Here is a 22484-nt window from a genome sequence, read left to right as displayed (position 1 = left end):
TTATTCCTCGGCTGCGATCCGGAATGCATTATCCAGGTCGGCGATTAAATCTTCGTGATCTTCTATACCCACAGAAACACGCAGCAGCGTGTCAGAAATGCCCGCTGCCGCCCGGGCTTCTGCCGACATGCCCGCGTGGGTCATGGTGGCGGTGTGCGAAATCAGGCTTTCCACGCCGCCCAGCGACTCTGCCAGCGTAAACAGCTGGAGCGCTTTCAGGAACCGGCGCAGGCGCGCCTCATCGGCGTCCAGTTCAAAACTTAACATGGCACCAAAACCGCGCTGTTGACGTACCGCAACCTCATGACCAGCATTTTCCGGCAAAGATGGATGATACAGCTTTTTCACCAGCGGTTGCTGGCGCAGGTAATCAACAATCGCCAGCGCGTTGCGCTGCGCTGCCGCCATGCGCGGCGCCAGCGTACGCAGACCGCGCAGCAGTAAATAGCTGTCAAAGGCCGCGCCGGTAACCCCGATATTGTTCGCCCACCAGGCAAGTTCGGTGGCCACCGCCGGATCTTTGGCGATAACAGTGCCCGCGACCACGTCAGAGTGGCCATTGAGGTATTTAGTACAGGAGTGCAGCACCAGATCGGCACCCAGCGCCAGGGGATTCTGCAGGGCCGGGCTCAGGAAAGTGTTATCCACCACGCTCACCGCGCCCGCCTCGCGCGCAGCCTGGCAAATGGCGGCAATATCCACCACGCGCAGCAGCGGGTTGCTTGGGCTTTCTACCAGCACTAGCTTCGGCTTTTCCGCCAGCGCCGCGTCCAGCGCCTGTTTATCGCCCTGGTCAACGAACTTGACCCGGTACGCGCCGCGCTTGCTCAGGCTGTCAAACAGGCGATAGCTACCGCCGTAACAGTCGTGCGGCGCCACCAGCAGATCGCCTGGCTTCAGAAACACCGTGGTCACAAGGTGGATCGCGGACATACCGGTATTGGTCAGCACCGCGCCTGCGCCACCTTCCAGCTCTGCCAGCGCACGCTGTACCACATCGCGCGTTGGATTGCCGCGGCGCGAATAATCATGCGCGCGCGGTTCATTGAAATCGAGGAAGTTATAGGTGCTGGAGAGATGAATCGGTGGGACAACGCAGCCATACTGCTCGTCATCATTTAAACCGCTGCGTACCGCGATGGTGGCCTGTTTACGCGTCATGGTGGTCGCTGTTCCTGAAGTGTAAAAATGAAACATCAGGATAACATCCCGACCACGGACGTCAATACATCTGGACATCTAAATGTCTTTGCGTATAGATTGAGCATCGGGGCAATAACCGCTAAAATCACGCGTCATCGCCTGGTGTTCAGCGCGCTTTGTTGCGACAAGCGCCGCGCAAGCATAAAACCGGCAGTATGAGCGGTCAGGCATCGAAAAAGCGGGCACAATCAACGGATTTCCCCATATTCAACTTTTATTGATTAAGGTAACCCATGGCTGAATGGAATGGCGAATATATCAGCCCTTACGCTGAACACGGTAAAAAGAGCGAGCAGGTTAAGAAAATAACCGTCTCTATCCCGCTGAAGGTTCTTAAAATTTTAACGGATGAGCGCACGCGCCGTCAGGTCAATAACCTGCGCCACGCCACCAACAGCGAGCTACTGTGTGAAGCCTTTTTGCACGCCTTCACCGGGCAACCTTTACCGGATGACGTAGATTTGCGTAAAGAGCGCAGTGATGAAATCCCAGAAGAGGCGAAACAGATCATGCGCGAAATGGGCATTGATCCGGATACCTGGGAATACTGAGTGCAGAAATAAAAAAACCCAGCCGAGGCTGGGTTTTTTCATGCTTCCGAATCAAAGTGATTCGACGGCAAAAAATCTTATTTCTTGCTGCCCGGGATGCTGAAACGCTTGTTGAAGCGATCAACACGACCACCGGAGTCAACAACACGCTGCTTACCGGTGTAGAACGGGTGGCATTTGCCGCACACGTCCAGGTTCAGCGTACCGGTCATGGTAGAACGGGTGTTGATCACGTTACCGCAAGAGCAGGTGATGGTCACAGCTTCGTATTTCGGGTGAATACCTTGTTTCATGGGAGAACCTCATAAAAGGCCGTGTCGCTCTCCGTGCCAGGCGAACCTGCACAGCACCACACGCGGTTAAAAATTAAGTGTATCTTTGACGAGCCATCTCATCAAAGGCGGCATAGTATACAGAAAATAACCGCTTCTGGCAAATAGCGGCAATGCATACCCGCTGGCGATTCCAGCGTGTACACTACTTCTCCTTATGACACAGCCCGATAGAGATCGACATGCCCGTTGTTCAGGTTGCCCTGCCCGTCCCGCTGCCTCGCGTCTTTGACTACCTGCTGCCTGCCAATACCGCGCAGCCGGTCGCTGGCGCGCGCGTGAGCGTACCGTTCGGCAAGCGCAAAATGCTGGGCATTGTCACCGCTGTGCAGCCCACCAGCGACCTGCCGCTGACGCAGCTCAAGGAAATTGACGCGGTACTGGACGATCGCAGTCTATTCTCGCCGGCGCTGTGGCGCATTCTTCACTGGGCGGCGCACTACTATCACTCGCCGCTGGGCGAGGTGCTGAGCCATGCGCTGCCGGTGCTGCTGCGCCAGGGGAAACCCGCGCAAGACGCACCACTGTGGCAATGGATCGTCAATGACGCCGGACGTGAAGTGGCGATAGAGAGCCTGAAGCGCGCACCCAAGCAGCAGCAGGCGCTGGCGGCGTTGCGCCAGCGGCCGCTGTATCGCCACCAAGTCGCAGAACACGATCTCACCGATGCGGCGCTGCAGGCGCTGCGGGAAAAAGGGCTGTGCGACTTGCGCGAACGCGCGCCGCAGCCGCAAGACTGGCGCGACACCTTCGCCGTTAAGGGCGAACGGCTACGCCTGAATACAGAACAAGCCATGGCGGTGGGCGCCATTCGCAGCGAGGACGACCATTACGCCGCCTGGCTGCTTGCCGGGATCACCGGCTCGGGCAAAACCGAAGTGTATCTCAGCGTGCTGGAAAACGTGCTGGCGCGCGGCAAGCAAGCGCTGGTGCTGGTGCCTGAAATTGGCCTGACGCCGCAAACCATCGCCCGCTTTCGCGAACGCTTTGACGCGCCGGTGGATGTGCTGCATTCGGCACTGAACGACAGCGAGCGCCTGGCGGTATGGCTGCGCGCGCGCAGCGGTGAAACCGCCATCGTGATTGGCACCCGCTCTGCGCTCTTTACCCCGCTGGCACGGCCCGGCGTGATCATCATTGATGAAGAGCACGACAGCTCCTACAAACAGCAAGAAGGCTGGCGCTATCAGGCGCGCGATCTGGCGGTATTCCGCGCCCATGAAGAGAACATCCCGATTGTGATGGGTTCCGCCACCCCCGCGCTGGAAACCCTGCACAACGTGCGCGTGGGCAAATATCGCCAGCTCAACCTGATGCAGCGTGCGGGTAACGCCAAGCCCGCGCTGCAGCAGCTTATCGATCTCAAGGGGCAGCCGCTAAAAGGGGGTCTGGCGCCTGCGCTGCTGGGCAAAATGCGCCAGCATCTGCAGGCCGATAACCAAGTGCTGTTGTTTTTGAACCGCCGCGGATTTTCACCGGCGCTGATGTGCCACGACTGCGGGTGGCTTGCCGAATGTCAGCGCTGCGACAGTTACTACACGCTGCATCAGCATCACCGCCAGCTGCGCTGTCACCACTGCGATAGCCAGCGCCCGCTGCCGCATCAGTGTCCGGGCTGCGGCTCCACGCATCTCACGCCGGTGGGCGTTGGCACCGAGCAGCTTGAGCAGCAGTTAACCACGCTGTTTCCCGGCGTGCCCATTTCACGTATCGATCGCGATACCACCAGTCGCAAAGGCGCGCTGGAGCAGCATTTGGCTGACGTCCATCGCGGCGGTGCACGCATCCTGGTGGGTACACAAATGCTGGCGAAAGGCCATCACTTTCCCGACGTCACGCTGGTGTCGCTGCTGGACGTGGACGGCGCGCTCTTTTCCGCCGATTTTCGCGCGGCCGAGCGTTTTGCCCAGCTGTATACGCAGGTGGCCGGACGCGCTGGGCGCGCCGGCAAGCAAGGCGAAGTGCTACTGCAAACGCATCACCCCGAACACCCGTTGCTGCAAACGCTGCTGCACCGCGGCTATTTTGCCTTTGCCGATCAAACACTGCTGGAGCGTCAGGCGGTACAGCTGCCGCCGTGGACCAGTCACGCGCTGTTTCGCGCGGAAGACATGGACAATATGCAAGCCGCTGAGTTTCTGACGCAGCTGCGCAATCTGCTGGAGGCCAGCCCGCTGAAAGACGAGGCGATGTGGTTGATGGGACCGGTGCCCGCCCTGGCGCCGAAGCGCAGTGGCCGCTGGCGCTGGCAGCTGCTGCTGCAGCATCCGTCGCGCAAACGCCTGCAGCAGCTGCTGAGCAGTTCGCTACCGCTGGTGGGAACGCTGCCCGCCGCGCGAAAAGTAAAATGGACGCTGGATATCGATCCCACTGAGAGTTAAGCGGATCGGCACCTGTGAGCCAGTTCCAAAAATGCCACTTTTGTCACACTTTTTATGCAAATTAAGTAACAACCTCACCCGACGTTGGGTTAACAATAGTGCCCTCCCCGGCAAGAGGCCGGGGGGTTTCTCGATAACCCATGCGCTGTACCGCGTCAGGAGTGATACGTTGGACCAGAAGCAACCCTCAACCGCCGCCACCATGAAGGATGTGGCCGAGCACGCGGGCGTCTCCACCGCCACCGTTTCTCGTGCGCTGATGAATCCAGAAAAAGTCTCGGCGGCCACCCGACAGAAAGTCGAGCAGGCGGTGCTCGCCGTGGGTTATGCACCAAACGGCCTGGCGCGCAATGCCAGACGCAGCGAAACCCAAACCATTCTGGTTATCGTGCCGGACATCTGCGATCCGTTTTTCAGTGAAATCATTCGTGGTGTAGAGGTGACTGCTGCGCAGGCGGGCTACCTGGTGCTGATTGGCGACTGCGCCCATCAGGATCAGCAAGAAAAGACGTTTCTCAATTTGATGCTCACGCGCCAAATTGACGGCATGGTGTTGCTGGGATCACAGCTGCCGTTTGACGCCGGTATCGACGAACAGCGTAATTTACCGCCCATGGTGATGGGTAACGAGTTCGCCCCTGAAATGGCGTTACCTACGGTGCACATTGATAACCTCACGGCGGCGTTTGAAGCAGTGAATCATTTATTGCAGCTTGGTCATCGCCAGATCGCCTGTATCACCGGGCCTGAGCGCATTCCGCTGAGTCAGTACCGCCTGCAGGGCTACATTCAGGCGCTGCGCCGCAGCAACATTGCCATCGATCCTACGCTGATTGTACACGGGGATTTTACCTTCGAAGCCGGCGCCAGCGCGTTGAAAAAGCTCATGGCGCTGCCAAAGCCGCCTAAGGCACTTTTCTGTCACAGCGACTTAATGGCGCTCGGGGCCATTAATCAGGCGCGAAAACTGGGGATGCGCGTACCGGACGATCTCTCCGTAGTCGGCTTTGACGATATCGAACTGGCGCAATATTACGATCCCCCACTGACCACCGTGGCGCAGCCGCGTTTTGCTATTGGCCGCGAAGCGATGCTGCTGCTGCTGGACGAATTACACGGCAAGCGCGTTAATAATGGCTCTCGCCTGCTTGATGCCGAACTGCGCATTCGTGGCAGCACGGCGCCCGCGCTAAAACGTGAAAATTAAGGCGATTGTCAGTCATTTTTCAGCAGATTCTGAAGGCAGACTCTGCTGGTCAAAGTTCCAGCCCTTGAGTAACATGACGCATTCCGTTGCCGGGCAGGTAGCTAACTGCATATTGACCCCGTCATCCTTCTTTACGCCACGGCTGAGCACGCCGCAGCGTCTATTTTTCGGGTTACGCCCGCTGGCATTTTTTAAAGGGTATTAGAACGAGAGTGGCACAGAGAGATTATGTAGGCCGCGGGCGTTCAACAGGGACGCGTCGCAAAAAAGCCACAGCTGGCCGTAGCAAAAAAAGCAAAGGCAGCTCAGGCACATCAAAACTCATGATCGTACTGGCCGCGGCCGTACTGGTCACCTTTGCCGGTGGTTTATGGTTCATCTCCCATCATAAAAAAGAAGAGACGCCGATCATTCCGAATCATAAAGCCAACGGCAATGGGCTTCCGCCCAAGCCGGAAGAGCGCTGGAAGTATATTAAAGAGCTGGAAAATCGGCAGATCACCGTGCCGTCGCCGACAGAACCGTCCGCCGGCGGCGAGGTGCAATCTCAGACCCAGCTCACGGACGAGCAACGCCAATTGCTTGAGCAGATGCAGGCGGATATGCGTCAGCAGCCTACCCAGCTGAATGAAGTGCCGTGGAACGAGCAAACGCCGGCGCAGCGTCAGCAAACGCTGCAGCGTCAGCAACAGGCGCAGCAGCAGCTCCGGCAGCAGCAAGTCCAACACCAGCAGCAGCTGCAACAACAGCAGCAGCTGCAACAACAGCAGCAGCAGCAGGCTCAGCATCAACAGCAGATGCAGCAGCAGCGCCAACAGCAGCAACAGCAGCAACAGCGCCAGCAGCAAGCTGCGCCGATTACCCGCGAACCGACGCCGCAGCCAAAACCGCAGGAAACGGCCAAGGCAAAACCGGAAGAGAAAGCCTCGTCACAGCGCTGGATGGTGCAGTGCGGGTCGTTCAAAGGCACCGATCAAGCGGAATCGGTGCGCGCAGGCCTGGCGTTCGAGGGCTTTGAAAGCCGTATCACCACCGGCGGCGGCTGGAATCGCGTGGTCATTGGTCCGTTTAAAGAGCGCAGCAGCGCGGACAGCACCGTCAAGCGTCTGCGCAGTGCCGGCCACGGCAGCTGTATTCCGCTCGCGCTTCCCTGATCGCCCCCTATAAACCGCCCGGTGCTTCTTCAGTCCACGCCGGGCGGCCTCTCTCCGGATTCTTCCTACAATTTCATCATGGTCACAACGGCGGGGTTGAAAGACCTTAAACCCGCCCCATATCAGGTTGCATGCTGACCCGTGCTCTGTGCACGGCGTTCCATTTCTAATGTAACAAGGGGTCTGCCCGTGACAACGATAGTGAGTGTACGACGCAATGGCCGCGTGGTGATTGGCGGTGATGGCCAGGCAACGCTCGGCAATACCGTAATGAAAGGCAACGTAAAAAAAGTGCGTCGTCTCTACAACGATAAAGTGATCGCTGGCTTTGCTGGCGGTACCGCAGATGCCTTCACGCTGTTTGAACTGTTCGAGCGTAAGCTTGAGATGCATCAGGGGCATCTGGTTAAAGCGGCGGTAGAATTAGCGAAAGACTGGCGCACCGACCGCATGCTGCGTCGCCTTGAAGCCTTGCTGGCGGTTGCCGATGAGAACTCTTCGCTGATTATTAGCGGCAACGGTGATGTGATTCAGCCAGAAAACGATTTGATTGCTATCGGCTCCGGTGGGCCTTACGCACAAGCAGCCGCACGCGCGCTGCTGGAAAACACTGAGATTGGTGCACACGATATTGTTGAAAAAGCGCTGAACATCGCGGGCGATATCTGCATTTACACTAACCATAATATTAACTTTGAAGAATTACCGTCCAAGGCGTAAGGATTTAAATCATGTCTGAGATGACTCCCCGCGAGATTGTTAGCGAACTCAACCGCTTTATCATCGGCCAGGACGGTGCAAAGAAGGCCGTGGCGATTGCGCTGCGCAACCGCTGGCGCCGTATGCAGCTTGATGAAGAGCTGCGCCATGAAGTCACCCCGAAAAATATTCTGATGATTGGCCCCACTGGCGTGGGTAAAACCGAAATCGCCCGTCGTTTGGCGAAGCTGGCAAACGCGCCGTTTATTAAAGTAGAAGCCACCAAATTCACCGAAGTTGGGTATGTGGGTAAAGAAGTGGATTCAATTATCCGCGACCTGACCGATTCGGCGATCAAAATGGTGCGCAGCCAGGCGATCGAGAAGAACAAATACCGCGCTGAAGAGATGGCAGAAGAGCGTATTCTCGACGTGCTGATCCCACCGGCGAAAAATAACTGGGGCCAGGCCGAGCAGAGCGCAGAGCCTTCTGCGGCACGCCAATCTTTCCGTAAAAAATTGCGCGAAGGCCAGCTCGACGATAAAGAGATCGAAATTGATTTAGCGGTTTCCGCACCGGGCGTTGAGATCATGGCGCCTCCGGGCATGGAAGAGATGACGAGCCAGCTGCAGTCGATGTTCCAAAACTTGGGCGGTCAAAAGCAGAAGCCGCGCAAATTGAAAATTAAAGACGCCATGAAGCTGCTGATCGAGGAAGAAGCCGCCAAGCTGGTGAATCCGGAAGAGTTAAAGCAGGACGCAATTGACGCCGTTGAGCAGCACGGCATCGTCTTTATCGACGAGATCGATAAAATTTGTAAGCGCGGCGGTCAATCTTCCGGCCCCGATGTCTCGCGTGAAGGTGTGCAGCGCGATCTGCTGCCGCTGGTGGAAGGCTGCACCGTGTCCACCAAACATGGCATGGTAAAAACCGACCATATTCTGTTTATTGCTTCTGGCGCATTCCAGGTGGCCAGCCCCTCGGACCTGATTCCAGAGCTGCAGGGCCGTCTGCCGATTCGCGTCGAGCTCCAGGCGCTGACGGTGAACGATTTCGAACGTATCCTCACCGAACCGAATGCCTCCGTGACGGTGCAGTATAAAGCGCTGATGGGCACCGAAGGCGTCAACGTTGAGTTCACGGAAGACGGTATTCGTCGTATTGCTGAAGCGGCTTGGCAGGTTAACGAGACCACCGAGAACATCGGTGCGCGCCGCTTGCATACCGTGCTGGAGCGTCTGATGGAAGATATCTCCTACGACGCCAGCGATCGCAACGGCGAATCGATCACCATCGATGCCGAGTACGTGGGCAAACATCTGGATGTACTGGTGGCAGACGAAGATCTCAGCCGCTTTATTCTGTAAGCCCCCGTTTTACCCGACTGCCCGGCCTTTGTGCCGGGCATTTTTTTGCGCAGGATATTGATGCAGCGCTTTTTTTGGCGGCTGATGATTTTGCCAACGATCGCCAGAAAGCGATATACTTACCGCTCCTGTGGCAAACAGACGATATCCCTATGAAATACGATACATCTGAACTCTGTGACATCTACCATGAAGAAGTGAATGTGGTTGAACCGCTTTTTTCCAACTTTGGCGGGCGTACCTCCTTCGGTGGTCAAATAACCACAGTGAAATGTTTCGAAGATAATGGCCTGCTCTACGATCTGCTGGAGGAAAATGGCCGGGGACGCGTGCTGGTTGTCGACGGTGGTGGTTCGGTCCGTCGTGCGCTGGTTGATGCACAGCTGGCGCGCCTGGCGCAAGAAAACGAGTGGGAAGGGATCGTGGTTTACGGCTCGGTACGTCAGGTTGATGAACTCGAAGAGCTGGAAATTGGCATTCAGGCGATTGCCGCCATTCCGGTTGGCGCAGCGGGTGAAGGCATCGGAGAAAGCGACGTGCGGGTCAACTTTGGTGGCGTGACATTCTTCTCAGGCGATCACCTTTACGCCGACAACACCGGCATTATCCTGTCTGAAGATGCGCTGGATATCGAATAAGCGCATCACGCAAACAAAAACGGGTGCCGAGGCACCCGTTGGTTTAAGCCACGACGCTTAAACTTCTTCCATTTTTCCCAGTAGTGCACGCAGGCGCTCCTGCCACACATGCTGCTCTTCTTTCAGATGCTGATTTTCACGCATCAGCGCTTCGTGATTGCCGGAAGCCTGGCTGGCTTCGTTTTTCAGCGTATTGTTCTGCTCTTTCAGCTCTTCGATTTCCATCTGCAGCAGCGTGATGGTATCAATCGCCTGCTGTACTTTCGCTTCCAGTTTTTCGAACACTTCAAATGACATCTTTCTAACCTCTCCTGATTCTTGCAAGGCGTTGATAGCGCTGGGGCTGCACGATTACAGGTAGCCAGCCACGATAGGTCGATTGTAAGTAGCCATCTGCGGCAAGTCCAGTGGCACAGGGCTTGCGCGGGAAGTCTGTAACACTTTTCAGTTTATGCTTAATCAAACGCTCAGGATCGCGCAATTTTGCGCGCGGTCACGCTTATAGACGCCCGAAGGGGCCCTTTGTGACCCTTAAAGAAAGGTAAAATACGCGAAAACGCTCATTTTTATGACGCACTACACAGATCTTAAGCGCGGTATTTCTCGTTTATGCTCGTTAACGATAAATTTACATCAGCCCTACATTAGAGCTGGGTGACTCATGGATTGAGAACAAAAACTGATAAAATTTAACCTCGCTTCAGGAATGCCATTATGAGTCAGACTACGAATACGCTTAAAGGTCAGTGCATCGCCGAGTTTCTTGGCACCGGGTTGATCATCTTTTTCGGCGCAGGTTGTGTGGCTGCTCTGAAACTGGCGGGTGCCGCGTTCGGTCAGTGGGAAATCTGTATTATCTGGGGTCTAGCTGTCTCCATGGCGGTTTATCTGAGTGCAGGCGTGTCAGGTGCACACCTTAACCCAGCCGTAACCGTTGCGTTGTGTCTGTTTGCGAATTTTGAAGGCCGCAAAGTGCTGCCGTACATTCTGGCGCAGGTTGCCGGCGCTTTCTGTGCCGCTGCTCTGGTTTACGGACTTTACTACAATCTGTTCTTTGACTACGAAGCCAGCCACCAAATGGTACGCGGAAGCGTACAAAGCCTTGACCTGGCAGGCATCTTCTCAACTTACCCTAACCCGCACATCAGCGTGGCACAGGCTTTCCTGGTTGAGATGGTGATTACCGCTGTGTTGATGGCGGTTATCATGGCGTTAACGGATGATGGCAACGGCGTTCCGCGTGGTCCGCTGGCACCGCTGCTGATCGGTCTGCTGGTCGCCGTGATCGGCGGTTCAATGGGCCCACTGACCGGCTTCGCCCTGAACCCGGCGCGTGATTTTGGTCCTAAACTGTTCGCATTCATTGCCGGTTGGGGCGATGTCGCCTTCACGGGCGGCAAAGATATTCCTTACTTCCTGGTTCCTATTTTTGGCCCGCTGGTCGGTGCCTGCTTAGGTGCTTTCGGTTATCGTGCGCTGATTGGCCGTCATCTGCCGGTTGCCGCAGCGGCGATTACCACAACAGAAAAGCCGATTGCGCGCGCAGAGCAGCGTAAAGCGTAAGTTTCACTCTTCATCATCGGGAAAACGTAAATGACTACGACAGATAAAAAATACATTGTCGCGCTCGACCAGGGCACCACCAGCTCACGTGCCGTCGTGCTCGATCATGACGCCAATATCGTTGCCGTTTCACAGCGCGAATTTACCCAGATCTACCCGAAAGCGGGCTGGGTAGAGCACGATCCCATGGACATCTGGGCCTCACAGAGCTCAACCCTGGTTGAAGTGCTGGCACATGCCGACATCAGCTCCGATCAAATCGCCGCGATCGGTATCACCAACCAGCGTGAAACCGCCATCGTGTGGGATAAAGAGAGCGGCAAGCCGGTTTACAACGCTATCGTTTGGCAGGATCCGCGCACAGCAGATTACTGTAATAAGCTGAAGAAAGAGGGGCTGGAAGAGTACATCCAGCACACTACCGGTCTGGTGATTAACCCGTACTTCTCCGGCACCAAAGTGAAGTGGATTTTAGATAACGTTGAAGGTGCGCGTGAGCGTGCTAAACGCGGTGAGCTGCTCTTTGGTACCGTTGACACCTGGCTTATCTGGAAAATGACGCAAGGGCGCGTTCACGTTACAGACCACACCAACGCATCGCGTACCATGATGTATAACATCCACAAGTTGGAGTGGGATGAGCGCATGCTGGAGATCCTGGATATTCCGCGTGAAATGCTGCCAGAAGTGAAAAGCTCTTCCGAAGTGTATGGTCAGACCAACATTGGCGGTAAAGGCGGCACGCGTATTCCGATTGCCGGTATCGCTGGCGACCAGCAGGCGGCCCTGTATGGCCAACTTTGCGTACAGCCGGGCATGGCGAAAAACACCTACGGTACGGGCTGCTTTATGCTGATGAACACCGGCACCGAAGCGGTCACGTCTACCCATGGCCTGCTCACCACCATCGCCTGCGGCCCACGCGGTGAAGTGAACTATGCGCTGGAAGGCGCGGTCTTTATCGGCGGTGCCTCTATCCAATGGCTGCGTGACGAGATGAAGTTGATCAGCGATTCAACCGATTCCGAATACTTTGCGCTGAAAGTCAAAGACACCAACGGCGTTTATATGGTGCCGGCCTTTACTGGCTTGGGTGCGCCTTATTGGGACCCCTATGCGCGTGGTGCCATCTTCGGCCTGACGCGCGGAGCGAATGCTAACCACATTATTCGCGCCACCCTGGAATCGATTGCCTACCAGACGCGCGACGTACTGGAAGCGATGCAGAATGATGCGGGTACTCGCCTGCAATCGCTGCGCGTTGACGGCGGTGCCGTTGCCAACAACTTCCTGATGCAGTTCCAGTCAGACATTCTCGGCACGCGCGTTGAGCGTCCGGAAGTGCGCGAAGTGACTGCGTTAGGTGCTGCCTACCTGGCGGGTCTGGCGGTGGGCTTCTGGAGCGATTTGGAAGAGGTGCGTGCGAAAGCCGTCATTGAACGCGAGTTCCGTCCAACCATCGAAACCACGCAGCGTAACGTGCTCTACGCTGGCTGGCAGAAAGCGGTAGCCCGTGCCCGTTCATGGGAAGACGCTGAGTAATCTCTGTTTAACCTGCGGCGCCCTGCCGCAGGTTTTCCTCCCCCCTCCCCCTCTCCTCCGCTGTGCTACACTGCCCGCCTGTTTTTGATCAGGTGCCACCATGAAACGAGAACTCGCGATTGAATTTTCCCGCGTGACCGAAGCCGCTGCTTTAGCGGGCTATAACTGGTTAGGACGCGGCGACAAGAACGCCGCCGATGGCGCGGCGGTCAATGCCATGCGCATTATGCTCAACACCCTGAACATCGACGGTACCATCGTGATTGGCGAAGGCGAAATCGACGATGCACCGATGCTGTACATTGGTGAAAAAGTCGGTCGTGGATGTGGTGATGCCGTCGACATTGCCGTGGATCCGATTGAAGGTACGCGCATGACAGCAATGGGCCAGGCCAACGCGCTGGCGGTGCTGGCCGTAGGTGACAAAGGCACATTCCTGCACGCGCCCGATATGTACATGGAAAAGCTGATTGTCGGCCCTGGCGCACGCGGGGCTATCGATCTCACGCAGCCGCTAGCAACCAATTTACGCAACATTGCTGTGGCGCTGGGTAAGCCGTTGACACAGCTTACCGTGTCGATTCTGGCCAAACCGCGCCATGATGCCGTTATTGCTGAGCTGCAGCAGCTAGGGGTACGGGTGTTTGCCTTCCCGGACGGCGACGTGGCGGCCTCCATTCTGACCTGCATGCCCGATAGCGAAGTCGATGTGCTCTACGGCATCGGCGGTGCGCCAGAGGGCGTCGTCTCAGCCGCGGTGATCCGCGCCCTGGACGGCGATATGCAGGCGCGCTTGTTGCCGCGTCATCAGGTAAAAGGCGACAGCGAAGAGAACAGACGCCTCGGCGAGCAAGAGCTGCAGCGCTGTGCAGAGATGGGCATTCGCGCTGGCGAGGTGCTTTCGCTGGGGCAAATGGCGCGTAACGATAACGTTATCTTCGCCGCCACCGGGATTACCACCGGCGATCTGCTGAAAGGCATCACGCGTAAAGAGAATATCGCCACCAGTGAAACGCTGTTGATTCGCGGTAAATCACGCACGCTGCGCCGCATCCAGTCGATCCATTATCTGGATCGCAAAGACGCAGCGCTGCATCCTTTTATCCTGTAATGGTTTGGTTGCCGCTTTCCGGATGACGTGACAGCGGCCACCAGCACAGCAGCATCACCAAGGACGTGGTGAACATTAACAGGCCGATACTGGATTGATCGTGCTGCGGCAGCAATGCTGACAGCCATGCCACCACGCCCGACCCCAAATTTTGCAATCCACCAATCAATGCGCCTGCGGTGCCAGCCAGCCACGCATAGGGTTCCATTGCGCCTGAGGTTGCCAGTGGAAACAGCATCCCTGCGCCAAAGAAAAACAGCGCCGCGGGAACCAACAGCGTCCAAATATTCATTACGCCAAACCAGGCGGGCATCCACATCAGCAAGCCCGCCAGCAAACAGCTATTTACGCCGTGCCACATCAGCGTATGCCAGGATTTTTGCTCGCGCCCCGCGTACCAGGCGCCAAAGAACGCCGCCGGAATGGGCAGGATAAACAGGATACTCACCGTTAGCCCCTCCAGTTTGAGTACGCCACCCAGTAATACGCCACAGCTGGCTTCAAACACCGCAATGCCTGCCAGCGCACCGATCAGCAGCATCAGATAGCGCACGAAATGCCCGTCACTTAATAGCGTGAGGTAGCGCCGCATAAACGGCGTCACGGTGGTTTGTGTCGGGCGCGTTTCCGGGAGCCAGCGCGCCATGGATACCGTCACGCCAAGGCACAGCATGAGTAGAAAGGCGAAGCAGGCGTGCCAGCCAAACAGGTGAGTCAGCAGCGCACCTATCACCGGTGCCAGCAGCGGACTGACCAGAATGCCCATATTCAGCAGGCTATTTGCGCGCCGCAGCGCACCGCTGGCGAACAAATCGCGCGGCATCGCGCGGGCCATCACGCCCGCCACGCCCGTTCCCAAGCCCTGCACCGCACTGCCCAGCACCAGAAGCGTGAGCGTGGGTGCCAGCATTGCCAGCGTGGCACCCACAGCAAAGATGGCCATGCCCGTAAAGATCACCGGTCGGCGCCCGATACGATCGGAGAGCGGACCGTAGATCAATTGCGATCCGCCGTAGGTCATCAGATAGGCAGCCATGACCTGCTGCATTGATCCGCTGCGCACATTCAGCGCGGCGGCCATCTCCGCCATCGCGGGCACATAGATGGTTTGTGCCATCTGACCAACGGCCACCAGCACGATGAGCATAAAGAGCAGAAAACGGTTTTGCATGTGGGTTTCGCCAGGAAACAAATGAATCATCTCTCCCCCTTCGCGCAGCATGTCATGCTGCGCGGAAGGAGCGCTGGCGGCAAAAATATCAGGATCTGATGACAAAGCGAGGGACAGGCAAAAATGAGGATAGGGTTAGGGCGTCAAGCTGGATTACCGATGTTGTAAAGCGATTACTACACTTATTGATCTGTGCGCAAGATTTGTCTGTAAGGGCGCTTTCGGCGGCCAAGCGCTGGCAATTCGATGACGGGCTGGCGATGATAATGGCCTACCGGAATAATCGATTCTAAGGAGCGATCATGGCGGAGTGGATTGATGCCGAAGTACACGAGGTGAAAAATTGGACCGAGACGCTATTTAGCCTGCGCGTCACTGCACCGATTGCGCGATTTACCGCCGGGCAGTTTGCCAAGTTAGCGTTAGAAATCGAGGGCGAGCGGGTTCAGCGCGCCTATTCCTATGTGAATGCACCCAGCGATCCACTTCTGGAGTTTTACCTGGTTAACGTGCCGGAGGGCAAACTCAGCCCGCGTTTACAGGCGCTGAAGCCGGGCGATAAGGTGATGGTCACCAAAGAGGCTGCCGGTTTCTTTGTGCTGGACGAAATTCCCGACTGCAAGACGCTATGGATGCTGGCGACCGGCACGGCAATCGGACCTTATCTCTCGATTTTACAGCAGGGTGAAGCACTGGACCGTTTCGAGAATATTGTGCTGGTACATGCCACGCGCTATGCCGCAGACCTCAGCTTTCTGCCGCTGATGCAACAACTGCAGCAACGCTATGCGGGCAAACTGCAGATTCAAACGGTAGTCAGCCGGGAAGCCGCGCCAGGTGCCCTGCACGGCCGGATACCACAGCTGATTGAGAACGGCGAACTGGAAGGCGCAGTGGGGCTCACGTTGAATGCAGAAAGCAGCCATGTGATGCTGTGCGGCAATCCACAGATGGTGCGTGACACACAGCAGCTGCTGAAAGATACGCGAGAGATGCGCAAGCACTTCAAGCGCAAGCCGGGGCACATGACCAGCGAGCATTACTGGTAAACAGGGCCGCGATAAAGATGAGGATTTTCCCGGTCGGCTTTTGACTTTACAGGGTAAAAACCGTTCTAATCGTGGCCTAAGTTAATGATTCAGGGTCGTAGCAATGAACAACCTGCCCGTGGCGCTGCTGGTGAGCCTCGCGCTGATCTTCCCCGCTGTTGCCGAGGACGCGATACCGCAGGATCGCGGTAATCATCTGCCCGCCGCGCCCTATTTACTGGCTGGCGCGCCCACGTTCGATATGACCATCGGGCAGTTTCGCGAAAAGTTCAATGTCACTAACCCGACGCTTCCGCTGATGGAGTACCGTGCCATCGACAGCCGCGGGGACAACAGCAACCTCACGCGCGCCGCCAGTAAGATCAGTGAGACGCTGTATGCTTCAACGGCGCTTGAACAGGGCACGGGCAAGATCAAAACGCTGCAAATTACCTGGCTACCCGTTCCCGGTCCGGACATGAAGGCGGCTCAGGAACGCGCCATGGATTATATGACCGCGATGCTACGCTTCTTTATACCGGGTTTATCGGCAGACGATGGCCGTAAAAAGCTCAGTGAATTACTCAGCGCGGGCAAGGGCGTACGCTATTTTTCTCGCACCGAAGGCGCGCTGCGCTTTGTGGTCGCGGATAATGGCGATAAGGGACTGACGTTCGCCGTTGAACCGATAAAACTGGCGCTCGCAACCCCCTGAGTCGTTCACTGAAAATGACGAAAAGCAAAGCCAGCGATACATTTGATCATTATACTGTCTGGCAGACATCGCTGCCTGCGGGCAGCGCTTTTTCACCAATCGCGTTATGCGGAGGAAAGAATGCGACATCCACTGGTTATGGGTAACTGGAAACTGAATGGCAGCAAGCACATGACGGGCGAGCTGATTGACGGTCTGCGCAACGCACTGTCCGGTGTGGAAGGCTGCGGTGTCGCGATTGCTCCTCCTGCGCTCTATCTCGATCAGGCGCATCACGCCCTTTCCGATAGCCACATTGCCTTAGGTGCGCAGAACGTGGATGTGAATTTGTCAGGTGCGTTTACCGGTGAAACCTCGGCTGACATGCTCAAGGATGTCGGCGCGAAATACATCATTATTGGTCACTCAGAACGCCGCACTTACCACAAAGAGAGCGACGAGCTGATTGCCAAAAAATTCGCCGTGCTGAAAGAAGCAGGTTTGGTACCGGTGCTGTGCATTGGTGAAACCGACGCAGAAAACGAAGCGGGTAAAACGGAAGAAGTGTGCGCGCGTCAGATTGATGCCGTGCTGGAAACGCAGGGCGCAGCAGCTTTCGAAGGCGTCGTTATCGCCTATGAGCCCGTTTGGGCGATTGGTACCGGCAAATCCGCGACCCCCGCGCAGGCACAAGCGGTTCACAAATTTATCCGCGACCATATCGCGAAAAAAGATGCGGCGATCGCGCAGCAGGTCATCATTCAGTACGGCGGTTCTGTGAACGACAAGAACGCGGCTGAACTGTTTACTCAGCCCGATATCGACGGCGCGCTGGTGGGCGGAGCTTCACTGAAAGCCGATGCCTTTGCCGCCATCGTGAAAGCCGCTGCCGCGGCGAAAAGCGCCTAATCGCGCTGTGCGGCCCGTCGGGCCGCTATGGCTGTTGCAGGATCTGGCATTGATGATCCTGCAACTCTTCTGCCGATCCCCGATTCAACGCCAACCAGCTTCGTGCCACCGCCAATAATACCAGTCGCCCGTCTGGTAGCGTCGTCATGGCTAAACCATATTCTCCCATCGCTGCCCGTGCCGCCGGTATTTCGTTTGCCAAACGGAGAAACGCGCTCTCGTCGTTTAACTCAGCCTCTGTAAGCGTGCGGATCAGGTAGCGATGTTGAAGCAGCGTTACCGGCTGCCACCGCGCGCTGAGCTGTGGGTTCAGGCTGTCCAGCTGTCGACGCACGTCAGGACGCAGGCAGGAGAGATGAATATGCAGCTGATTTTGCGTACGGCCATATTGCGAATTGATAGCCAGCGACAAGGCACTATCGGCAATCGGTGCGCCGCGCTTCTCCGCCAGCCGCCCGCGTGCTTGCCAGGCTTCAGCGAACAGATTAGGCGTATCCGGTTGCAGCAGCGCGGGGCTCTCCATGCCGGTAATACGCGCGATAGGAATTAATAAATACTGTAGCGGCCCATTGCGATCTTTTAGGATAACAAAGCCTTGCGCCGTATCAACGCGATCGCAGGGCGCGGGGTTGCCGGTGCGGGCCATGTTGGGCACGCATTTCTCACTGACAATTTGCCAGAGTGCATCCGCATTTTTATGCCAGTGCCAGGCACCCGCGACAAGCGCGACAACCAGAATTAACACGCTCATCATCAGCACCTTGAGCGCATAGCGACGCTCCCGCATAGCCCCACTCCTCAATTACACACCGCGCCCAAGCGATTAACTGCCGAAACGAAAACGGCCAGCACAAGGCTGACCGCTTCAATACTACACGCGCGCGATTACGGTTTCATGATCTGGTCGTAGCTACCGCCGTCAGCAAAGTGTGCTTTTTGTGCCTGCGCCCAGCCGCCAAATTTGCTGTCGATGGTAAACAGTTTGACCGGCGCAAAGGTGCTGGCAAACTTTTTCGCGACTTCCGGGTCGCGTGGACGGTAGAAGTTCTGTGCGGCGATGGTTTGCCCTTCTGGCGAGTAGAGGTATTTCAAGTAGGCGTCAGCCACTTTACGCGTACCCTGCTCATCAACCACTTTATCGACCACCGAGACCGTCGGCTCCGCCAGAATAGACTCGCTTGGCGTGATGATCTCGAATTTGTCTTTGCCCAGTTTATTTACCGCCAAATAGGCTTCGTTTTCCCATGCAATCAACACATCGCCAATGCCACGCTCAACAAAGGTATTTGTTGCACCGCGCGCGCCAGAATCCTGAACTTCGACATTTTTGAACAGCGCTTTGACATAGGCCTGTGCTTTGGCCTGATCGCCATTGTTATGATCAAGCGCCCAACCCCACGCGGCCAAATAGTTCCAGCGTGCGCCACCGGAGGTTTTTGGATTGGGCGTGATAACTGAAACGCCCGGCTTCGTCAGGTCGCTCCAGTCATGAATCCCCTTGGGATTGCCCTTGCGCACCAGGAACACGATGGTTGACGTATAGGGCGCGGAGTTATCTGGCAGGCGTTTGATCCAGTTTTTATCAATGCGACCACGTTCGGCGATGGCGTCTATATCCGATTGCAGCGCAAGCGTCACCACATCGGCACGAATACCGTTGATAACCGAAGTCGCTTGCTTACCCGAGCCGCCGTGCGATTGACGAATAACCACGTTGTCGCCCGTTTCTTGCTTATAGTGCGCACTAAAGGCTTTGTTGTACTGTTCGTAAAGCTCACGGGTGGGATCGTAAGAGACGTTTAAAAGCTGAATATCCTTTGCCAAAACGCTGGTAGAAGCCAGTAAAAGGGTAATGCCAATACTCCACTTGTTCATTGCTTGCTCTCCCGAGGTCGTTATTGCGCAAGACTGACATAAACTTATTGGCAGCTTAAAGAATTAAAAATGAGCCTTTATAACGCGAAAGAATATAGAAAAGAAAAAAAGAGGCGCGACGGTCTCGCGCCTGCGTGTCGTAAAATCAGTAGAGTTTTTTCGCCGTATCCAGCCAGTCGCGTTTAAACGGACGCTTCATGTTTTCAATGGCGTCGATGATGTCGTGGTGCACCATCTTTTCATTTTGGATGCCGACACAGCGACCACCATAGCCTTGCAGCAGCAGCTCAATGGAGTACGCGCCCATGCGCGACGCCAGAATACGGTCATAGGCGCAAGGCGCGCCGCCACGCTGAATATGGCCCAAGACCGTGGCGCGCGTTTCACGCTTGGTTTCCGACTCAATGAATTTCGCCAAGTCGTCGATATCGCAAATGTGCTCGGTGATCGCCACGATGGCGTGTTTTTTACCCTTCGCGATACCTGCTTTAATCTCTTCAACCAGCTCTTCACGCGTATAAGGAATTTCTGGCAGGACAATAAACTCGCAGCCGCCAGCGATCGAGGCCGCTAAGGTGAGATCGCCGCAGTAGCGCCCCATCACTTCCACAATCGAGATACGCTGATGTGAGGAAGAGGTGTCGCGCAGGCGGTCAATGGCTTCAACAACCGTTTCCAACGCGGTGAAATAGCCGATAGTGTAATCGGTGCCGGCAACGTCATTATCAATGGTGCCAGGCAGCCCGATGCAGGGAAAGCCCATCTCGGTCAGGCGTTTAGCGCCCATATAAGAACCGTCACCACCGATAACGACCAGCGCATCGATACCTCGCTTCTTCATATTTTCAATCGCGACCTGACGCACTTCATCGTTGCGGAACTCAGGAAAACGAGCAGACCCCAAGAAGGTACCGCCGCGATTGATCATATCGGAAACGCTATACCGGTCGAGGTTGATCATGCGGTCTTCGTACAATCCCAGATAGCCGTCGTAGATACCAAAAACTTCAAGGCCTTCACTCAGCGCGGAACGGACAACTCCGCGAATGGCTGCGTTCATGCCTGGGGCGTCGCCGCCGCTGGTCAGTACTCCGATTCTTTTGATCATGACAACCTCTGGATTGTTCAAAACGAAGGATTATTCCTGCCAGGCAATCCGCTGGTGAACCGTGCCGTCACCTGGCTAATAGTTGCAAATAGTATATCAAAGGCTTGCAGCTGAATTGATTCAGGTCAGACAAGTTTTCGCTAATTTTTTACGAAATTGTTAAAAATGAAGAGACAATGAAACTTAACCCATTGATATTCATTCTTTTATGCTAAAAAAGCCGCGCTGATGATGAGGCACGGCGGAGCAGGGATCCTGATGAATGATGACGTCAGAGCCTGGGAATTTTACCCGCAGCGCGCGCTCAATTTCATCCGCCATTTGATGCGCCTGAACCAGCGGTAAGTGATCGTCCATTTCCAAATGCAGCTGGATAAAACGCGTTGGCCCGGACTGTCGGGTGCGTAACGCGTGCGCGCCACGTACCCCTGTCCAGCCGCTCACCACGTCCATAATGATTTGCTTCTCTTCTTCGGGGAGCGCACGGTCGAGCAGCGATTGCACTGCCTCGTAGCCCATGCGCAACGCGTTATAAAGGATATATATTCCGATCCCCAACGCGAAGAGCGCATCGGCGCGCACGAAGCCATAGCTACTGAGACCCAACGCAATCAAAATCGCGCCGTTCATTACCACATCGGATTGATAATGCAGCATATCCGCGCGGATCGCCTGACTGCCGGTGTGCCGCACGACCCAGCGTTGAAAAGCGACCAAAAGCAGCGTAGAGAAAAGTGCGACCAGCGTGACAACAATGCCAACCAGTGGGGCATGCAGCGTTTCGGGCGAAGCCAAATGCTGGATCCCCGTCAGGAACAAAAACAACGCGGAGCCCGAAATGAACATGCTCTGTGCCAGTGCGGCGAGCGACTCGGCCTTACCGTGGCCGAAGGTGTGATCATCGTCAGCGGGCTGCAGTGAATAGCGCACCACCAGCAAGTTCGTCAGGGAAGCAGCAATATCCACCAGGGAATCCACGAGCGCAGCCAAGACGCTGACAGAGCCGGTGTACCACCAGGCGAAAATCTTCACAATTAACAGGAGCGTCGCCAGCGTGGTCGCCGCCAGCGCCGCCCGATTAACTAATTTTGCATAGCTGGAATCCATACCGTGCCTCGCTGGCGCCTAACGGTTAGCCGCAGATAAAGTAATTCTACCATCAGCGTACGGAGCCAGCACAGCGCGAATCGTTGCCACTCCTCTTGCCTGTCTTAGACTGAGCGCGTTATGCAGCTTACGAAAAGCAGTGGCTTTCTATGAGCGCATCCCCAGCAGATTTTCAGCAAAAAAAACCCCGCCATCATGGCGGGGAAGACAGGGATGGTGTCTATGGCAAGGAAAACAGGGATACTATGTTACTGGTTACTGCTGGTACTACTCACTGCATGCAGCGATGAGGATGGCTGCAATTTCGAGAGCCGACGCATTTCTAGAAGGCGACGCTCATAGTTCTTCTGCAATGTCGCTTGCTGCGCAGGCGTTAGCAGGTGATACATCTGATTGCGTACTCGCGCCATCTCGACTTGCAGTTCAACTTGGGCGCGAACTTGTTTTTCTGCCTGCTGTCGGATAGCCGATTCGTTAAATTTGTCTGCTGTCACAAGGTCATGCATAGTTTCAACATCCTGAACGCTTAACGCGGGCCTTTCATGTCGGGCTTGCTGCATCAGATCGCGCATCTGCTGCCGCTGCTGTTCAGTGAGTTCAATGCCGTCGAACATGTTGCTTTGCGGATTATGCGTCATACTGCCTGTCGTCAATCCACCAGCCTGATGCATCTCACCCATCGTCGTGGTGTCTGCCCTTGCCGCGCTGGTGTGGCTTAACACCATCACTGAGGCAATGACGACGACGGTTAAATGGCGCATCGTTCTACTCCCAGTTCGTTCCGTTTTGCGATTCAACGAGAGCCAGTGTACGACCGTAGCTGCAAACATCCGTCAGGGGGTGT

Annotated in this window: 22 protein-coding genes; 13 read left to right on the top strand and 9 right to left on the bottom strand. The window is 56.0% G+C overall.

Annotation, left to right across the window (positions count from 1 at the left end; genetic code table 11):
- Nucleotides 1-1161, bottom strand: coding sequence for a cystathionine gamma-synthase (gene metB, locus LU196_RS18560; RefSeq protein WP_232761318.1), 1161 nt, complete (start codon nt 1159-1161; stop codon nt 1-3).
- Between the two features lie 275 nt (nt 1162-1436).
- Here metB and metJ point away from each other — a divergent pair, with 275 nt between their 5' ends.
- Nucleotides 1437-1754 (top strand): met regulon transcriptional regulator MetJ, encoded by a 318-nt coding sequence (gene metJ / locus LU196_RS18555; protein ID WP_232761319.1) that lies wholly within the window; start codon nt 1437-1439, stop codon nt 1752-1754.
- A gap of 77 nt (nt 1755-1831) precedes the next feature.
- On the opposite strand, the gene rpmE is transcribed toward metJ, so the two are convergent.
- A complete protein-coding gene (gene rpmE, locus LU196_RS18550) occupies nt 1832-2047 on the bottom strand; it encodes a 50S ribosomal protein L31 (RefSeq protein ID WP_021506837.1) in 216 nt (71 codons plus the stop codon).
- 221 nt (nt 2048-2268) lie between these two features.
- Between rpmE and priA the strand changes: the two genes are divergently transcribed.
- The 6 genes from priA to rraA all read left to right on the top strand — a co-directional run bounded on the left by priA (nt 2269) and on the right by rraA (nt 9532).
- Nucleotides 2269-4467 carry a primosomal protein N' gene (priA, locus tag LU196_RS18545; protein WP_232761320.1) on the top strand — a complete coding sequence of 733 codons (2199 nt, stop codon included), beginning with the start codon at nt 2269-2271 and terminating at the stop codon, nt 4465-4467.
- Between the two features lie 169 nt (nt 4468-4636).
- On the top strand, nt 4637-5674 hold the full coding sequence (cytR, locus tag LU196_RS18540; protein WP_232761321.1) for a DNA-binding transcriptional regulator CytR: 1038 nt from the start codon (nt 4637-4639) through the stop codon (nt 5672-5674).
- 212 nt (nt 5675-5886) lie between these two features.
- The gene (gene ftsN, locus LU196_RS18535) at nt 5887-6828 is read left to right on the top strand and encodes a cell division protein FtsN (protein WP_232761322.1); all 942 of its coding nucleotides are present in this window, start codon (nt 5887-5889) and stop codon (nt 6826-6828) included.
- 189 nt (nt 6829-7017) lie between these two features.
- The gene (gene hslV, locus LU196_RS18530) at nt 7018-7548 is read left to right on the top strand and encodes an ATP-dependent protease subunit HslV (protein ID WP_128599790.1); all 531 of its coding nucleotides are present in this window, start codon (nt 7018-7020) and stop codon (nt 7546-7548) included.
- An 11-nt stretch (nt 7549-7559) separates the two neighbouring features.
- Nucleotides 7560-8894, top strand: a complete 1335-nt coding sequence (gene hslU, locus LU196_RS18525) for an HslU--HslV peptidase ATPase subunit (protein WP_232761323.1) — start codon at nt 7560-7562, stop codon at nt 8892-8894.
- 152 nt (nt 8895-9046) lie between these two features.
- The gene (gene rraA, locus LU196_RS18520; RefSeq protein ID WP_232761324.1) at nt 9047-9532 is read left to right on the top strand and encodes a ribonuclease E activity regulator RraA; all 486 of its coding nucleotides are present in this window, start codon (nt 9047-9049) and stop codon (nt 9530-9532) included.
- A gap of 57 nt (nt 9533-9589) precedes the next feature.
- Here the strand turns inward: rraA and zapB are convergent, their stop codons facing one another.
- Complete coding sequence (gene zapB, locus LU196_RS18515) at nt 9590-9829, bottom strand: cell division protein ZapB (protein WP_232761325.1); 240 nt, start codon at nt 9827-9829, stop codon at nt 9590-9592.
- Between the two features lie 417 nt (nt 9830-10246).
- Between zapB and LU196_RS18510 the strand changes: the two genes are divergently transcribed.
- The 3 genes from LU196_RS18510 to glpX all read left to right on the top strand — a co-directional run bounded on the left by LU196_RS18510 (nt 10247) and on the right by glpX (nt 13748).
- On the top strand, nt 10247-11095 hold the full coding sequence (locus LU196_RS18510) for an MIP/aquaporin family protein (protein WP_232761326.1): 849 nt from the start codon (nt 10247-10249) through the stop codon (nt 11093-11095).
- Between the two features lie 30 nt (nt 11096-11125).
- Complete coding sequence (gene glpK / locus LU196_RS18505) at nt 11126-12637, top strand: glycerol kinase GlpK (RefSeq protein WP_232761327.1); 1512 nt, start codon at nt 11126-11128, stop codon at nt 12635-12637.
- A 100-nt stretch (nt 12638-12737) separates the two neighbouring features.
- A complete protein-coding gene (gene glpX, locus LU196_RS18500) occupies nt 12738-13748 on the top strand; it encodes a class II fructose-bisphosphatase (RefSeq protein WP_232761328.1) in 1011 nt (336 codons plus the stop codon).
- Here the strand turns inward: glpX and emrD are convergent.
- Nucleotides 13738-14949 (bottom strand): multidrug efflux MFS transporter EmrD, encoded by a 1212-nt coding sequence (gene emrD, locus LU196_RS18495; protein WP_304622742.1) that lies wholly within the window; start codon nt 14947-14949, stop codon nt 13738-13740. The genes glpX and emrD overlap by 11 nt on opposite strands.
- A 272-nt stretch (nt 14950-15221) precedes the next feature.
- Between emrD and fpr the strand changes: the two genes are divergently transcribed.
- From fpr to tpiA, 3 genes are all read left to right on the top strand, one after another.
- A complete protein-coding gene (gene fpr / locus LU196_RS18490) occupies nt 15222-15968 on the top strand; it encodes a ferredoxin--NADP(+) reductase (RefSeq protein WP_232761329.1) in 747 nt (248 codons plus the stop codon).
- Nucleotides 15969-16071: 103 nt separating this feature from the next.
- On the top strand, nt 16072-16662 hold the full coding sequence (locus LU196_RS18485; RefSeq protein WP_232761330.1) for a YiiQ family protein: 591 nt from the start codon (nt 16072-16074) through the stop codon (nt 16660-16662).
- A gap of 120 nt (nt 16663-16782) precedes the next feature.
- On the top strand, nt 16783-17550 hold the full coding sequence (gene tpiA / locus LU196_RS18480) for a triose-phosphate isomerase (protein ID WP_232761331.1): 768 nt from the start codon (nt 16783-16785) through the stop codon (nt 17548-17550).
- 25 nt (nt 17551-17575) lie between these two features.
- On the opposite strand, the gene LU196_RS18475 is transcribed toward tpiA, so the two are convergent.
- The 5 genes from LU196_RS18475 to cpxP form a co-directional block, all read right to left on the bottom strand.
- A complete protein-coding gene (locus LU196_RS18475; protein WP_232761332.1) occupies nt 17576-18337 on the bottom strand; it encodes a CDP-diacylglycerol diphosphatase in 762 nt (253 codons plus the stop codon).
- Between the two features lie 98 nt (nt 18338-18435).
- The gene (locus LU196_RS18470; RefSeq protein WP_232761333.1) at nt 18436-19425 is read right to left on the bottom strand and encodes a sulfate ABC transporter substrate-binding protein; all 990 of its coding nucleotides are present in this window, start codon (nt 19423-19425) and stop codon (nt 18436-18438) included.
- Nucleotides 19426-19570: 145 nt separating this feature from the next.
- On the bottom strand, nt 19571-20533 hold the full coding sequence (gene pfkA, locus LU196_RS18465; RefSeq protein WP_232761334.1) for a 6-phosphofructokinase: 963 nt from the start codon (nt 20531-20533) through the stop codon (nt 19571-19573).
- Between the two features lie 198 nt (nt 20534-20731).
- On the bottom strand, nt 20732-21640 hold the full coding sequence (fieF, locus tag LU196_RS18460; protein WP_232761335.1) for a CDF family cation-efflux transporter FieF: 909 nt from the start codon (nt 21638-21640) through the stop codon (nt 20732-20734).
- A 248-nt stretch (nt 21641-21888) separates the two neighbouring features.
- Nucleotides 21889-22401, bottom strand: coding sequence for a cell-envelope stress modulator CpxP (gene cpxP, locus LU196_RS18455; RefSeq protein ID WP_232761336.1), 513 nt, complete (start codon nt 22399-22401; stop codon nt 21889-21891).
- Between the last annotated feature and the right edge of the window lie 83 nt (nt 22402-22484).

Source organism: Pantoea sp. Mb-10, from assembly GCF_021272205.1.
Lineage (GTDB): Bacteria > Pseudomonadota > Gammaproteobacteria > Enterobacterales > Enterobacteriaceae > Pantoea.
This window is presented reverse-complemented; position numbering and strand designations above follow the sequence as displayed.

Excerpts from the sequence above, each read along its gene's own strand:
- metB (WP_232761318.1), bottom strand. The coding sequence starts at position 1,161 with ATGACGCGTAAACAGGCCACCATCGCGGTACGCAGCGGTTTAAATGAT.
- metJ (WP_232761319.1), top strand. The coding sequence starts at position 1,437 with ATGGCTGAATGGAATGGCGAATATATCAGCCCTTACGCTGAACACGGT.
- rpmE (WP_021506837.1), bottom strand. The coding sequence starts at position 2,047 with ATGAAACAAGGTATTCACCCGAAATACGAAGCTGTGACCATCACCTGC.
- priA (WP_232761320.1), top strand. The coding sequence starts at position 2,269 with ATGCCCGTTGTTCAGGTTGCCCTGCCCGTCCCGCTGCCTCGCGTCTTT.
- hslU (WP_232761323.1), top strand. The coding sequence starts at position 7,560 with ATGTCTGAGATGACTCCCCGCGAGATTGTTAGCGAACTCAACCGCTTT.
- rraA (WP_232761324.1), top strand. The coding sequence starts at position 9,047 with ATGAAATACGATACATCTGAACTCTGTGACATCTACCATGAAGAAGTG.
- zapB (WP_232761325.1), bottom strand. The coding sequence starts at position 9,829 with ATGTCATTTGAAGTGTTCGAAAAACTGGAAGCGAAAGTACAGCAGGCG.
- LU196_RS18510 (WP_232761326.1), top strand. The coding sequence starts at position 10,247 with ATGAGTCAGACTACGAATACGCTTAAAGGTCAGTGCATCGCCGAGTTT.
- glpK (WP_232761327.1), top strand. The coding sequence starts at position 11,126 with ATGACTACGACAGATAAAAAATACATTGTCGCGCTCGACCAGGGCACC.
- glpX (WP_232761328.1), top strand. The coding sequence starts at position 12,738 with ATGAAACGAGAACTCGCGATTGAATTTTCCCGCGTGACCGAAGCCGCT.
- emrD (WP_304622742.1), bottom strand. The coding sequence starts at position 14,949 with ATGATTCATTTGTTTCCTGGCGAAACCCACATGCAAAACCGTTTTCTG.
- fpr (WP_232761329.1), top strand. The coding sequence starts at position 15,222 with ATGGCGGAGTGGATTGATGCCGAAGTACACGAGGTGAAAAATTGGACC.
- LU196_RS18485 (WP_232761330.1), top strand. The coding sequence starts at position 16,072 with ATGAACAACCTGCCCGTGGCGCTGCTGGTGAGCCTCGCGCTGATCTTC.
- tpiA (WP_232761331.1), top strand. The coding sequence starts at position 16,783 with ATGCGACATCCACTGGTTATGGGTAACTGGAAACTGAATGGCAGCAAG.
- LU196_RS18475 (WP_232761332.1), bottom strand. The coding sequence starts at position 18,337 with ATGCGGGAGCGTCGCTATGCGCTCAAGGTGCTGATGATGAGCGTGTTA.
- LU196_RS18470 (WP_232761333.1), bottom strand. The coding sequence starts at position 19,425 with ATGAACAAGTGGAGTATTGGCATTACCCTTTTACTGGCTTCTACCAGC.
- pfkA (WP_232761334.1), bottom strand. The coding sequence starts at position 20,533 with ATGATCAAAAGAATCGGAGTACTGACCAGCGGCGGCGACGCCCCAGGC.
- fieF (WP_232761335.1), bottom strand. The coding sequence starts at position 21,640 with ATGGATTCCAGCTATGCAAAATTAGTTAATCGGGCGGCGCTGGCGGCG.
- cpxP (WP_232761336.1), bottom strand. The coding sequence starts at position 22,401 with ATGCGCCATTTAACCGTCGTCGTCATTGCCTCAGTGATGGTGTTAAGC.